The 14,881-nt window shown below is 56.8% G+C and carries 10 protein-coding genes; 7 read left to right on the forward strand and 3 right to left on the reverse strand.

Annotated features, from left to right (window positions below; translation table 11 throughout):
- The first annotated feature begins 3 nt into the window (after positions 1–3).
- From AB8W27_RS21065 to AB8W27_RS21085, 5 genes are read left to right on the forward strand one after another with little or no spacing between them, the layout of a single operon-like run.
- On the forward strand, positions 4–1,752 hold the full coding sequence (locus AB8W27_RS21065; protein WP_015740477.1) for an IucA/IucC family siderophore biosynthesis protein: 1,749 nt from the start codon (positions 4–6) through the stop codon (positions 1,750–1,752).
- Complete coding sequence (locus AB8W27_RS21070; RefSeq protein ID WP_041924266.1) at positions 1,745–2,692, forward strand: GNAT family N-acetyltransferase; 948 nt, start codon at positions 1,745–1,747, stop codon at positions 2,690–2,692. Before AB8W27_RS21065 ends, AB8W27_RS21070 begins: the two co-directional genes overlap by 8 nt.
- Entirely contained in the window at positions 2,689–4,434 is a 1,746-nt protein-coding gene (iucC, locus tag AB8W27_RS21075; protein WP_041924252.1) for an IucA/IucC family siderophore biosynthesis protein, read from the forward strand. Before AB8W27_RS21070 ends, iucC begins: the two co-directional genes overlap by 4 nt.
- Positions 4,431–5,753 (forward strand): lysine N(6)-hydroxylase/L-ornithine N(5)-oxygenase family protein, encoded by a 1,323-nt coding sequence (locus tag AB8W27_RS21080; RefSeq protein WP_041924253.1) that lies wholly within the window; start codon positions 4,431–4,433, stop codon positions 5,751–5,753. Before iucC ends, AB8W27_RS21080 begins: the two co-directional genes overlap by 4 nt.
- Before the next feature lie 24 nt (positions 5,754–5,777).
- Positions 5,778–7,973: a TonB-dependent siderophore receptor gene (locus AB8W27_RS21085; RefSeq protein ID WP_041924254.1), complete on the forward strand. Its 2,196-nt coding sequence runs from the start codon at positions 5,778–5,780 to the stop codon at positions 7,971–7,973.
- 233 nt (positions 7,974–8,206) lie between these two features.
- On the opposite strand, the gene AB8W27_RS21090 is transcribed toward AB8W27_RS21085, so the two are convergent.
- The 3 genes from AB8W27_RS21090 to AB8W27_RS21100 form a co-directional block, all read right to left on the reverse strand.
- Complete coding sequence (locus tag AB8W27_RS21090) at positions 8,207–8,410, reverse strand: hypothetical protein (RefSeq protein WP_282914045.1); 204 nt, start codon at positions 8,408–8,410, stop codon at positions 8,207–8,209.
- Between the two features lie 151 nt (positions 8,411–8,561).
- Positions 8,562–9,530 carry a ParB family protein gene (locus tag AB8W27_RS21095; protein ID WP_015740483.1) on the reverse strand — a complete coding sequence of 323 codons (969 nt, stop codon included), beginning with the start codon at positions 9,528–9,530 and terminating at the stop codon, positions 8,562–8,564.
- 7 nt (positions 9,531–9,537) lie between these two features.
- Positions 9,538–10,734, reverse strand: a complete 1,197-nt coding sequence (locus tag AB8W27_RS21100; RefSeq protein ID WP_015740484.1) for an AAA family ATPase — start codon at positions 10,732–10,734, stop codon at positions 9,538–9,540.
- Between the two features lie 851 nt (positions 10,735–11,585).
- Between AB8W27_RS21100 and AB8W27_RS21105 the strand changes: the two genes are divergently transcribed.
- Together AB8W27_RS21105 and AB8W27_RS21110 are read left to right on the forward strand one after the other, a co-directional pair.
- Positions 11,586–12,599, forward strand: coding sequence for a RepB family plasmid replication initiator protein (locus AB8W27_RS21105; RefSeq protein WP_041924255.1), 1,014 nt, complete (start codon positions 11,586–11,588; stop codon positions 12,597–12,599).
- 614 nt (positions 12,600–13,213) lie between these two features.
- Positions 13,214–14,878 carry a ShlB/FhaC/HecB family hemolysin secretion/activation protein gene (locus AB8W27_RS21110; protein ID WP_041924267.1) on the forward strand — a complete coding sequence of 555 codons (1,665 nt, stop codon included), beginning with the start codon at positions 13,214–13,216 and terminating at the stop codon, positions 14,876–14,878.
- Positions 14,879–14,881: the final 3 nt, after the last annotated feature.

Consider the following 14,881-nt stretch of genomic DNA (forward strand, 5'->3'; position numbering starts at 1 on the left):
GTTATGGTTTCCCTGCCCCGCCCTGCCGCGACTGACGTTGCGGCTCAGTGTTTTCTTAACGCGCTGCTGCGTGAAACCCGGGACTGGCAGCTGGTTCCTGGCGCATTACCGCAGGAGCCGGCGCAGATCCATTTACCGCTCTCCGATACGCAGGCAATCCGCATTGCGCTGCGCTATTTCTCCCCGACGCAACACCATCAGTATCAGTTCCCGGCAATGCGAGTGGCAAGCGATGAAGATAGCTGCGAGCCCATTGATTTTGAACAGCTTGTCGAGCTGATTCTGGCGAAACCGTCCGTAAAAGGCGAACTTGCCGATGACGTGCTGGCCCGCTTTGCGCGCCGCGTGCAGGAGAGCCACCGCCATACCTGGCAGGCCATTGAACTGCGTCACGACTGGGCTGCGCTGCGCGCGAAGCCGCTGAACTTCGCCGAGGCGGAACAGGCGCTGCTGGTCGGCCATGCATTTCACCCGGCGCCCAAATCGCACGAGCCGTTTGATGAGACCGAAGCGCGGCGTTATCTGCCCGATTTCGCGCCACGTTTTCCGCTGCGCTGGTTCGCGGTAAATAAAGCCTGTGTGGCGGGCGAAAGCCTGGGGGTAGATCTGCGCACCCGCCTGCTGCGTTTCGCCGCGCAGAGCGCGCCTGTGCTGCTCGAACATTTTACTGATACGCGCTGGCTGGTGCCGATGCACCCGTGGCAGGCGGCGTATCTGCTCACGCAACCGTGGTGTCAGGCGCTGGTGGAAAAGGGCGAGCTTATCGATCTGGGCGAGGCGGGCGCGCCGTGGCTGCCGACCAGTTCTTCGCGTTCGCTCTACAGCGAAACCAATAACGACATGATCAAATTCTCGCTCAGCGTGCGTCTCACCAACTCAGTACGCACGCTGTCGGTGAAAGAAGTGAAACGCGGAATGCGTCTGGCGCGCCTGGCGCAGACCAGCCGCTGGCAGGCCTTACAGGCGCGCTACCCGACGATGCGCGTGATGCAGGAAGATGGCTGGGTGGGCCTGCGCGACGCAGAGGGAAACATTCAGGAAGAGAGCCTGATGGCGCTGCGCGTCAATCTGCTGTTCGATACGCCACAGACCCAGACCAACGTGCTGGTGAGCCTGACCCAGGCTGCGCCGGACGGCGGCGACAGCCTGCTGGCCTGCGCCGTGCGTCGTCTCAGCGAGCGCCTCAGCCTGCCGCTGGCGCAGGCGGCGCGCTGTTGGGTGCAGGCGTACTGCGAACGCATTCTGCTGCCGCTCTTCAGCGCCGAAGCCGATTACGGTCTGGTGCTGCTGGCGCATCAGCAAAACATTCTGGTGGAGATGCAGCAGGATCTGCCGGTGGGCCTGATTTATCGCGACTGTCAGGGCAGCGGTTTTACCGATGGCGCGCTGCTGTGGCTTGCGGAAGCCGGCGAGCCGGAAGCGGAAAACCGCTTCAGCGAAGCTCAGCTGCTGCGCTACTTCCCGTATTACCTGCTGGTGAACTCCACGCTTGCGATAACCGCCGCCCTCGGCGCCGCCGGGTTCGAGCGCGAAGAAAACCTGATGGCGCTGGTGCGTGACGCGCTCGCGCAACTGCGCGCTACCGCCCGCGATACCCGCTGCCTCGATTACGTGCTGGAGAGCCGCCACTGGAACTGCAAGGGCAACTTCTTCTGCTATCTGCACGATCACAACGAAAACACCATCGTCGATCCGGCGGTCATCTACTTCAACTTCGACAATCCGTTTGCAGGGAGCACGCATGATGCCTGAAGCCAGCATTATTCATGACGGTTACGGTTTTCGCTGCGCGAAGCGCGATCTGGCGCTGCCACTGGCCCTCGGGCTCGACGGCAGCGCGGTACTGAATCATCCGGGCGCGCTGGCGGAAGGGTGGCTGACCGCCGCTCTCGATCAATTATTTGTCGCGGCGCCCACATTAACGGGCATTACGCTGCCGTGGGCGCAGTGGCGCGATGAGCCGCAGGCGCAGGCGCTGTTTGACGCGGTGCAGTGCGATTACCTGGCCCGCGACACGTTCTGGCAGCTGCCGCTGTGGCTGCGCGGCGAACGCATTGCGGCGCGTGCGGGAATACAGTTTGACGAGACGCGCCAGCTCGCCTTCCCGGCGCGGCCGCCGCGCCCGCAGGGCGAGGTCTATCGTCGCTACGATCCGCAAGTCAAGCGCACGCTCAGCTTCCGCGTGGCGGATGTGGCGCTGGATGGCGAGCGCTTCACCCGCTGGATGAACGCGCCGCGCGTGAATGCTTTCTGGGAGATGGCCGGGCCGCAGGCGGAGCAGGAAAAATATCTGCGTAAACAGCTCGACGCCACGTACTGCTATCCGCTGATTGGCTGCTTTGATGATGAGCCTTTCGGCTATTTCGAAATCTACTGGGCGCCGGAAGACCGTATTGGTCGCCACTACCGCTGGCAGCCGTTCGATCGCGGGCTGCATATGCTGGTGGGCGAAGAGCAGTGGCGCGGCGCGCAGTACATCCGCAGCTGGCTGCGCGGCCTGAGCCATTATCTGTGGCTGGACGAGCCGCGCACGCAGCGTCTGGTGGCGGAACCGCGCTTCGATAATCAGCGCCTGTTCCGCCATCTGCCGGTCGCTGGTTTTGAGACCGTGAAAGAGTTCGATTTCCCGCACAAGCGCTCGCGACTGGTAATGAGCGAGCGCAGCCGTTTCTTCAGCGAGGTGGGATTATGACGCCGGAACGGTGGGATCGCGTAAACCGCGAGATGGTGGCGAAAATTCTCGCCGAGCTGGAGTATGAACGCACGCTGACGGCGCAGGAAATCGGTGCTGGGCGCTGGGCCATCGCGCTCGGCAATGAGACCTGGACGTTTGACGCGAAGCGCGGCATCTGGGGCTGGCTGCATATCAACCCGGCGACGCTCGCGAACGAGAGCGGCAGCGCCATTGAGGCCGAAAGCGCCCTGCGTCAGCTGGCCGTGGTGCTGAAGATGAGCGACGCGCAGACAGCGGAGCATCTCGAAGATCTCTACGCCACGCTCAGGGGCGATCTGCAGCTGCTCCAGGCGCGTGAGGGTCTGGACGCCGACGCGCTCATCGATATGGATCCGGATGAGCTGCAGTGCCTGATGTCAGGCCATCCGAAATTTATCTTTAACAAAGGGCGTCGCGGCTGGGGGCTGGATGCGCTGAAGGCTTACGCGCCGGAATACCGTGGCCGGTTTCGCCTGCACTGGGTGGCGGTCCGTCGCGACCTGATGGTCTGGAGCAGCGACGCTGACTGCGACATCAATAACCTGCTGGCAAGCGCCATGGACGACGGCGAACGTCAGCGGTTTACCCGCTACTGGCAGGCGCTGCATCTGGATGAGAACTGGCTGCCGGTGCCGCTGCATCCGTGGCAGTGGCAGCAGAAAATCGCCCTGCATTTTCTGCCGCAGCTGGCGCGCGGCGAGATTATCGATCTCGGCGTGTTTGGCGATGAGTATATCGCCCAGCAGTCGCTGCGTACGCTGACCAACGTCAGCCGTCGTTCGTCGTTTGATATCAAACTGCCGCTCACCATCTACAACACCTCCTGCTACCGCGGCATTCCGGGCAAGTACATTGCCGCCGGGCCGCTCGCCTCGCGCTGGCTGCAACAGCAGTTCGCTGGCGATAAAACGCTGCTGGCCCTCGGCGCGCAGATCCTCGGCGAGCCTGCTGCCGGTTACGTGACGCACACCGGCTACGCCGCGCTGAAAACCGCGCCCTATCGCTATCAGGAGATGTTTGGCGTTATCTGGCGTGAGAACCCGTCCTGCTGGCTTAAAACTGGCGAGCAGGCCGTGCTGATGGCGGCGCTGATGGAAACGGACAACACAGGTCGTCCCCTGATTGACGCGTGGATCGCGCGCTCGGGGTTAAGCGCTGAGGCGTGGCTGACGCAGCTCTTTCGCGTGGTCGTCATTCCGTTTTATCACCTGCTGTGCCGGTACGGCGTGGCGCTTATCGCCCACGGCCAGAATGTGACGCTGGTAATGAAAGACCATGTGCCGCAGCGCATTCTGCTGAAGGATTTCCAGGGCGATATGCGTCTCGTGGATGAAACATTTCCTGAAATGGAGAGCCTGCCGGAGCCGGTAAAAGCCGTGACCGCGCGTCTCGGCGCGGATTACATCATTCATGATTTACAGACCGGGCATTTTGTCACCGTTCTGCGTTTTGTCTCACGGCTGACCGAACAGTGCGGCGTCAGCGAAACCCGGTTCTACCGTCTGCTGGCCGACGTATTGCAGGACTATATGGCCGCGCACCCGGAGATGACAGCGCGCTTCGCGCTGTTTGATCTGTTCAAACCGCAAATCATTCGCGTGGTGCTGAACCCGGTCAAACTCACGTTCGCAGAGCATGACGGCGGCAGCCGCATGTTACCCAATTACCTTACCGATCTTGATAACCCGCTGTATCGGGTCACCAGGGAGACCGCATCATGAAAACGTACGATTTCATCGGCATTGGCATCGGCCCGTTTAATCTCAGCATCGCCGCGCTCGCCGAAGGGCTTGACGGCTTCAGCTCGCTGTTCCTTGAACGCAAACCGCATTTCTCCTGGCATCCGGGCATGATGGTGCCGGACTGCCACATGCAGACCAGTTTCCTGAAAGATCTGGTCAGCGCGGTGGAGCCAACTAACCGCTACAGTTTTCTGAACTACCTGGTGCAGCGTAAAAAGTTCTACCGCTTCCTGACCACCGAGCAGCGCACGGTATCCCGTGAAGAGTTTGCCGATTACCTCTGCTGGGCGGCGGACAACCTGAGCAATCTGTCGTTCAGCCAGCAGGTGCAGCAGGTGAGCTTTAACGAGGCCAGCGGGCTGTTTGAAGTGGTGACCCAGCGCGATCGCTTCTTCGCGCGCCACGTCTGCATGGGCATCGGCAAGCAGGTCAACCTGCCCGATTGCGTGCCTGCGCAAAACGACCAATGCTTCCACGCCAGCGAAATGATGCTGCGCACGCCGTCGCTTGCCGGGAAGCGCGTTACGGTCGTCGGCGGGGGCCAGAGCGGCGCCGATCTGTTTTTAAATATTTTCCGCGGCGAGTGGGGCCAGCCCGCGGCGCTGAACTGGGTGTCGCGCCGCAACAATTACAACGCGCTCGATGAAGCCGCGTTCGCGAACGAGTATTTCACGCCGGAATATCTGGAGAGCTTCGCCCGGCTTGATGAGAAAACGCGTTGCGACCTGCTCGCGGAGCAGAAGATGACATCGGACGGCGTCACCTGCGAATCGCTGCTCGCTATCTACCGCGCCATGTACCACCGCTTTGAGGTGCTGGGTGAAAAACCCTGGGCGCATCTGCTGCCGTCGCGCTCGGTCACCCGCGTAACGCCACAGGCGCAGGGCCAGCGTCTGTCGCTGCGTCATCATCTGGACGGCGGTCAGGAAACCCTCGAAGCCGATGTGGTGATTTTCGCGACCGGCTATCGCCCTGCCCGACCGGCATTTCTCGCGCCGCTGGCGCATCGTCTGCAACTGGATGAGCGCGAAGGCTTCCGGGTTAATACCAACTTTACGCTGGAGTGGGACGGCCCCGACGCGAGTCACCTTTTTGCCGTGAATGCCGGTATGCACAGCCTCGGCATTGCGGAACCCCAGCTCAGCCTGATGGCCTGGCGGGCCGCGCGCATTCTCAATGTGGCGCACCCTGACGAGCCGTTTGACCTGAGCACCACGCCTGGCGTGATCCAGTGGCTTTCCCGGCCAGACACGGTCACCCGCCAGATTACTCAACCTGTAAACAGCACTGACTACTAACACACTCTCAGGAACACCATAACAATGAAGCGCCATCATCTTTGGGTTTTGAATCCTTGTTTACTTGCCATGCTTTCCGCCTCCGCCTGGGGGGCGCCGCAAAAAGAAGAGACGCTGGTGGTTGCCGCCAGTCGTACCGGACACAGCGCTGCGGATATGGCACAGACCACGTGGGTTATCGAACAGGCTGACATTGAGCAGCAGGTTCAGGGCGGTAAAGAGTTAAAAGAAATTCTGGCGCAGCTGATCCCCGGTATGGATGTCAGCAGCCAGGGGCGCACCAACTACGGCATGAATATGCGAGGTCGCTCCATGATGGTGATGGTGGACGGCGTGCGGATGAACTCCTCGCGAAGCGACAGTCGCCAGCTGGACTCCATCGATCCGTTTAATATCGAGCGCATCGAAGTTATCTCCGGCGCCACCTCGCTTTACGGCGGCGGCAGCACCGGCGGTCTTATCAATATCGTGACCAAAAAAGGGCAGCCTGAGACGCAGGTGGAGTTCCAGACCAGCGCGAAAAGCGGCTTTAATAGCCATAACGATCATGACGAGAACATGGCGGCGGCGGTGAGCGGCGGGAATGACAACGCCTCGGGGCGCCTGTCCGTCGCCTATCAGCGTTTTGGTGGCTGGTATGACGGCAATGGTGATGAAGCTATTATCGATAACACCCAGACCGGCCTTCAGTATTCTGATCGCCTGGACGTCATGGGTACTGGTACGCTGAATATTGATGACCACCAGCAGCTGCAACTGACCACGCAGTATTACAAAAGCGAGTCAGATGGTAAGCATGGCCTGTTCCTGGGCGAGAATTTTTCAGCGGTGACCGGCAACGGTACGGCCTACAACAAAGGCAATCTGGATTCCGATCGCCTGCCGGGTACCGAGCGTCATCTGATTAACCTCCAGTATTCCAATTCCGATGCCTGGGGCCAGGATCTGGTCGCGCAGATTTACTATCGCGATGAGAGCCTGACCTATTACCCGTTCCCGACGCTGAACGTTGATAAAACGCGGGTGACCAGTATTGGCGCCTCGCAGCAGAAAACGGATTTCTGGGGCGGCAAACTGACCGTAAACAGCACACCGCTGGATGCCCTTTCTCTCACCTATGGCGTCGATGCCGAGCATGAAACGTTTAATGCCAACCAGCAGTTTTTCGATCTGAACAAAGCCGCTGCCAGCGGGGGGATGAAGCTGGATAACGCCTATAACGTCGGGCGTTATCCGGATTACAGCATTACCAACCTGGCGCCGTTCCTCCAGGCGAGTTATGACATCGACGCGATCACCTTAAGCGGCGGCGTGCGCTATCAGTACACCGAAAATAAGGTGGATGATTTTGTCGGCTACACCCAACAGCAAAATATCGCCACCGGTAAAGCCACCTCCGCCGACGCCGTGCCGGGCGGTAAAACGGATTACAACAATCTGCTGTTTAACGCCGGGATCCTGGGCCATCTGAGTGAACGCCAGCAGCTGTGGTTTAACTTTTCGCAGGGCTTCGAACTGCCGGATCTCGCAAAATATTATGGCTCCGGCACCTATCGTCTTGAGAATGGTCACTACCGTCTGCTTAAGAGCGTGAACGTAAATGACTCACGTCTCGATGGCATTAAAGTCGACAGCTATGAACTGGGCTGGCGTTATACCGGCGATAGTCTGCGTACCCAGCTCGCGGCGTATTACTCGGTTTCTGATAAAACCATCAACATTAACAAAACCGACATGACCATCACCCTCGATGACGACAAACGTCGCATCTATGGTGTGGAAGGTCAGGTGGATTACTTCTTCAGCGACAGCGACTGGAGCACCGGCGCAAACTTTAACGCCATCAAATCAGAAACCCGCGTGGACGGCGACTGGAAAAAGCTGACGGTCGACAGCGCCAGCCCGTCGAAGGTCAGCGCGTGGGTTAACTGGGCACCGGATAACTGGACGCTGCGCCTGCAAAGCACCCAGACTTTCGATGTCTCTGATGATGCCGGTAAGAAAATCGATGGCTATAACACCATGGACTTTATCGGCAGTTATGCGCTCCCGGTCGGCAAAATCGCCTTCAGTGTGGAAAACCTGCTGGATGAAGATTACACGACGGTCTGGGGGCAGCGTGCGCCAGGACTCTACAGCCCGACCTATGGCTCACCCGATCTCTACACTTACAAAGGCCGCGGCCGGACGTTCGGTCTGAACTACTCCGTTCTGTTCTGATTGCTGCAACACGATAAAGGCTGCCTGAGGGCGGCCTTTTTTATTGCCTGATTCTGAAGATGTCTCGCATAACCGCGGCAATACGATGGCGCTCGCCGTAGTGGATACGTTCCAGCCGCGCTGGTTTTGCGTTTAACGCGCTCAAAGAGAAAACCAGTACCGCCTCTACACTGGTACATAATGCGCCGCAGAGCCGCTCATAACGATGCCGGGAATGAAAAAACAGCGTTATGTCATGTATCCGGCATTACTGCAAAAGCACTGGCCTGCTGAACACATGTTGTGTTGCGTAATCCGGGAAAATAGTAATGGAACGCAGCCTGAAAAGCGGCGATTTCAGCGTGAAATTTTCCATTTAAATCTATAAACATCAATAACTTAAATATAAAATCAGCGTGGCGAAACCCGTGAAATTTCATTGTGTAACGGGCCATCATCAGACGGAACATCCACTGTAGAGAGTAAAGGAGAGGGAACGCTTTAACGAAAGGAAAGGGGAAGCTGGCGATTTCACCGTGAAATCCGTCCAGGAAAAAACGGTATTTCAGGGCGTTAACGGTGAAATCACCACGGCGGGCAGATGCCCGCTCAGGAAAGATGCTTCTTCAGAATGCTTTCAATAGCGCTGTCGAGTTCGTCCTGAATATCGCGTGAAAGACGATTAAACTCGTAGCTGAACAGGCGGCCTTTGGTGCGCTTACGGGCAAAGCGATCTTTATCTGAAAAACGCCAGAGCGGGGAGATAACCGCTTTATCTTTCGGACCTGGTGACGTGAGCAGTTCCCCTTCACGGGCAATGATACGCACGATGCGGTTTTTGACTTCGTCTTCGGCCAGATCCGTTTCTGACAGCACAATATCCACTTCGCTGGTAATGGAATCGGTCAGCGTTTTCAGGGCGACCTCATTCTTCAGCAACGTTTCTTCGACACTGTTCAGCGTCTTGTAGTCGCTGAAGGTCAGCTCGGACTGAACCGGGAAGAACGCCAGCAGTTCAGCCGATACCGACGCGGCCTGTAGCGCGCGAGTGACTTTAGCCTGCGACAGCCCTTCCTGCTCGGCTATCTCTTTCTGGTTAAGCCCGGCGTTTTTCAGCGCCATCAGGCGCAGCCCAATCTCACGAATGTTGTGCTCTTTCGCGGTCTGGATATCTTTGGCAAGCTTGCGGGCTTCTTCTGACGTCAGCGCGGCTTCAGTCACCAGCACGGTCAGGCCGGTATGACAGATAAGCGCCGCCGCACGACGGCGGGAGCCATCCAGAATTTCAATGCAATCGCCCGCTTTCACGCCAATTGCCGGGAAGAACTGCTGGAATTTCAGCGTACGGGTAATATCCCGCAGGGATTCCGGTGTGAGCGCAGACTGATCGCGCCCGTTGGTTTCCTGGCGCACAAAGGTTTTTTCCGCCACGTCCGCTGGCGCGACGGTTTCCAGCCTGAACGTCGCTTTACGGCCGGAATTGAGCACAAACACCGAGGTAAACGTTTCGGCATCCGTGCTCTCTTTAAACGGGGCGTGGGTGAGTGTACGGCCAATGGTGACTCTTTTTGTGCTCATAGTATTCTCAGCTCATACGAATGAATTCAATGCGATCGAAAACCGCTTTGGCAAAGTCTTCGGCGGCGGCGCGCGCATTCTTCAGCGCCTCGCTGCTCCCGATATAAGTGGCAGGATTTGCGGAAATCACGGTATCAAACGACTCTCCGCAGCGCTCAAAGCCGTCCAGACGGGGCAGGGCGACATCCAGCATATCGCCGCCGAAAATCTCCTTGGCGAGGCTGTGGCAGAGCTTGTGATCGGCTTTGTTGAGCAGCTTCGACATGAAGCCGATATTTTTCTGCAGCCGCACCCGGCAGCCGGACTCTTCAATCAGGGCGATAAGCTCCGGCAGACGCGTCAGGTATTTGAGCGTGGAGTGGAAATCCACCTGCGCGGGCGGCACCGGCGTGAAGAGGACGTCCGAGGCAGCGATAGCGTTCATCAGGAAGGCATCCAGATGCGGGCCGCTGTCGACAAAAATAAAGTCGTAGTCTCCGGCGATTTTATCGATGATATTCTGGCGCAGTACGCCATAAATACTGGCGCCCGGCAGATGCTCCGCGCAGAGCTCTTCCCAGCGTGATGCGATAAAGGCGTCTTCAATAGAGGCCGGCATGACATCCACGCCCGGCACAATCGACGGCACGATGAACTCTTCCAGCAGCTCTTCACGCGACACGTTCTGCAGCATGGCCTGCGCGCTGGTGGTATCGACAGTGCCGACAGCGCGGGTGTGGTTAAGAAACATAGTGGCGGAAGATTGCGGATCGAGATCGACCACCAGAATACGCAAGTCTTCAAACAGCAGGTGAGGGTGTACGCGCAGCGCATGAGCAAGCGAAACGGTGGAAACCGTTTTGGAGACGCCGCCTTTCAGGTTTCCGACGAAAATGGTAAATGCCTCATCATGACGATCGCGGTATTTAGGTACGCCGCGGTGATGATAAAGATCGATAATATTCTGAACGGACATCGCATATTTGGTGGAAGAGCCTGCTGCACGTTTATCAAAAACGTAACCGTTCGCTTCCATTTCACTGACGGCGTAGTCGACGCTGGCGCGGGTCAGCCGCGGAAGTTTGGCGAGCGCCGCTTTGGCGTAGACCTGATAAAAGGTGTTTTCCTGAAGCTCATCTTTCTGATGCTGGATCTGTTCCGTCAGGCCCAGAAGCATTCTTTCTGAACGTTCGGCAACTTTCGTCAACTGCTGCTCATTATCCATCATAAAACTCACTGTATGCAGGATTTATTGATTTAGACGAAAATACAGCATAAAAGCCAGACGGTAAACATAAATGTGATAGCGATGTGCGCGTGCTCAAATTGCTGATGTTATAAGACGTTACTGCTAAAGCTCGCAGCGCTCACCGCAAAAACGAACGCGCGTCAGCCGTTCGTTTGAGGAAGCGCAAAAGAGCGGAGTTCAATCAGGGCGGGAGATGCGTTGTTTCTGAAGGTTATCCACAGGCCAGATCAAAGTTTTCGATCCCAAAGAGATCCCTGATATGATCCTTAAAGATCCCTTTCCTGAATTTCTTATGTGGATCATGAAGTTGCAGCACTTTATAACCACTATGGCGAGCAGATCATCCACTGAAGCGAGCCGTATATCCACTATAGTGAGTCGCATAACGGCTGAAGAGAGTACCGTGTATCCACTGTAGTGAGCAAAGTCCCTGGGTTGTTGTTATCGATCATTGCATGATAACCCTCTGTCACAGAAAGCCTTTTCCGGGTATCCGGTAAAGTTATCAATGCGCATCAACACGCTTATTCACACCCACTGAGCCTTTTTTTACTGCCTGACCAATCACTGTAACAGATTAACGCACTTGCACAGGCGTTCCGGATATCCACCAGGGTGAGTTACGTGCAGGATCCTGTATCAGTATCCCGTAAAACAACCACTGCAGAGAGTAAATAACCACTGTAGCGAGTAAACATCCACTGTGGAGAGTAATTGGCACGTATAAGCATGTGACATAACCACTATGGTGAGTGATACTCTCACTGGCGAAGATAATAACCACTATAGTGAGTAAGCACCGGCATTCAGGACAGGAGAACCCGCACGTGGCCGATGAAGAGAGCATCAATATCAACGACGCCTTCAGTGAACTGGACCGTAAAACCGGCGAGGTGGTCACGCTGGTTCCCAACCGTAACAACACGGTGCAGCCGGTCGCGCTGATGCGCCTTGGCCTGTTTGTACCGACGCTGAAGTCCACCGCCCGCGGCCGAAAAGGCCAGATGTCCTCAATGGACGTGACGGAAGAGCTTAAGCAGCTTTCGCTGGTAAAATCGGAAGGCTACGAAAATATCAAGATAACCGGCGCCCGTCTGGACATGGACAATGATTTTAAAACCTGGGTCGGGATCATTCATGCCTTCGCCAAATATAATGTCCTTGGCGACAGCGTCACGCTGCCTTTTGTGGAGTTCGTGAAGCTGTGCGGTATTCCTTCGGCCCGTTCATCTGCAAAGCTCCGTAAGCGACTTGATGCCTCGCTGACCCGTATCGCCACCAACACCATCTCCTTCAGTAACAAAGAAGGAGAGTACTACGTCACGCACCTTGTGCAGTCTGCCAAGTACAGCGCCAAAAAGGATGAGGTGACGCTGCAGGCCGATCCAAAAATCTTCGAGCTCTATCAGTTCGACAAGAAAGTCCTGCTGCAGCTGCGCGCCATTAATGAACTGTCGCGTAAAGAATCCGCGCAGGCGCTGTATACGTTTATTGAAAGCCTGCCGCCCAACCCCGCCCCGATCTCGCTTGCCCGTCTGCGCGCACGTCTGAATCTTACGTCCCGCACCATCACGCAAAACTCCACGGTGCGTAAAGCCATGGAGCAGCTCAAAGAGATCGGTTATCTGGATTACACCGAAATCAAACGCGGGCGGGTGGTGTACTTTCATATCCACTACAGAAGGCCAAAACTTCGACCACAAAGCCTGCCTGGCGCGCTGCCAGCCGGTGAAGAGTTACCGGTAGAAAACAGCGTCGTAGCGGAAGAGCAGGGCGAAATGGTGATGCTGACCAAAGAAGAGCTGGCATTGCTGGAAAAAATCCGCAAGGGCCAGATCTGAACAACCACTGTAGGGAGCAGTGCGTAGTGCCGTTTCGCTACCCTACTCACTACAGTGGATTCTACTCTCTGTAGTGGATGCTTCGCTCCATAGTGGATGTTTTGCCGTTATGCACTCTCCATAGTGGATACCCTTCCTGCTCTGCGTCAGAGATCTCGCATTACTGTTAAAACTCTGGCGATTTCACCATGAAATCTCATCATGTAATCCTGTATAAACAGCAAGTTAGCCGGGGATCAGGGCGGCGAGCATGAGAAATTTCACTTACCGCTGACCTTGCAGCGGATTGCCCCGGTTTGCATCAAGTGGGTTTCTTTAGTGGCTGCTTTCACTTAAAAAGCCCGTTTCACTGGTTATGGAAAACGCATTAAAAGTCCATTTCAACATTAATCCTCTTTATAACCACAACTCTCGCTGTTTTATTCTGGCCACTACCGCCGGTTTCACTCTGGGCCTGTTCTTATTTTTCTTTTATTCAAATTAACACGCGGCCCGCAAAGAATATATCTTTGTGAATGAATGTAATTAACTATTACTATAAGAAAAACCTTAAAACCATTCGCGAAATAACGCCGTGTTATTCCGCTAACTTTTACATTTCAAAGGTCAACCGGATGACTGCCCGCATTTATTATGGATTATTACTGGCGCTGCTATTCCCTTCTGCCTTTGCGGCGCCACTTTCTCCTGCCGATCGCGATGCCATCCGCCAGCAACAGGAACAGCTGTTATTACAGGGTCAGCAGCAGCGTGAGGAGTTACAGCGCAGCACGCCGCTGCCCCGCGCTGAAGCGCCTGTAATACCTGCCCCGTCATCCGGCCCGTGTTTTACCATTCGTACCATTACTTATTCCGGCGCCACGCTGTTAAGCGCGCGTGAGCAGGCGAAATTATCGCGCCCCTGGCTGAATCAGTGCCTCGATATGCCGCGTATTACGAAGCTGTTAAATAGCGTATCGGACTGGTATCTGAGTCGTGGGTATATTACCAGCCGCGCGTTTCTCACCGAGCAGGATCTCTCGCGGGGCGAATTACACATCGTCGTGCTGGAAGGAAAGCTGCGTCAGATCCGCCTCGAAAACAAAACGCCGCTGATGCTGAAAATGGCGTTTCCGGGGCTTGAAGGGAAAATCCTGAACCTGCGCGATATTGAGCAGGGGATGGAGCAGATCAATCGCCTGCGCGCCACGCCGGTACAAATCGATATTCTGCCGGACAGCGCCCCCGGCTGGTCGGTGGTCAATCTGACTGCCACGCCAGAGTTTCCGCTACGCGCCACGGTGAGTTTCGATAACAGCGGCCAGAAGAGCACCGGCACCGGGCAGCTTAATGGCTCGCTCACCGGTAATAATCTGCTGGGGCTCGCCGATCAGTGGTTTGTCAGCGGCGGGCGCAGCAGCGATTTCGCGACCGCGTATAACGCCCGCAGCCTGCAGGCGGGCGTTAGTATCCCGTGGGGCTACAGCCTGCTGGATTACAGCTACAGCTGGAGCGACTACCGCTCGACGCTCGATAACCAGGGCTTTATGTGGATCTCCACCGGCGACAGCGAAACGCACCGTCTTACTCTTTCCCGCGTGGTGTTCCGCAACGGCGATATCAAAACCGCGCTTACCGCGGGCGTCACACGGCGCGAAAGTCACAACTGGCTTAATAATGCCCTGCTCGCCAGCAGCAGTCGCAAGCTCTCCAGCCTGACGCTCGGCGTTAACCACACCCAGAAAACCGGCGGCGGCGTGGCAACATTCAACCCGGCCTTCAGCCGCGGCATGCCCTGGTTCGACAGCGAAACCGATGAGACCAAAACCGGTTACGAACCAAAAGCGCAGTTTCGTAAATGGAGCCTCAGCGCCAGCTGGCAGCGCCCGCTCTCGCAGGATCTGTGGTGGCTCACCAGCGCGTACGGCCAGTGGTCGCCGGATCGCCTCTATGGCGCCGAACGCCTGACGCTTGGCGGCGAAAGCTCGGTACGCGGCTTTAAAGAGCAATATTTGTCCGGCGACAACGGCGGCTACTGGCGTAACGAACTCAACTACACGCTGGCAACGCTGCCGGTGCTCGGCCAGATCAGCGCCACGGCGGCGCTGGATGGCGGCTGGCTCGCCAGAGATAAACTCGACCGCTACGCCTCCGGCACGCTGTGGGGTGCCGCCATCGGGGTTGGCAGCGCAGGGCGCTGGTTCGCCAGTCAGCTTACCGTCGGCACGCCGTTACAGTACCCGGACTGGCTGGGGCCGGACCACTTTACCGTTAACTACCGCATCGCATTCACGCTTTAAGAG

The sequence above is a fragment of the Cronobacter turicensis genome, from assembly GCF_041222865.1.
Taxonomy (GTDB): domain Bacteria; phylum Pseudomonadota; class Gammaproteobacteria; order Enterobacterales; family Enterobacteriaceae; genus Cronobacter; species Cronobacter turicensis.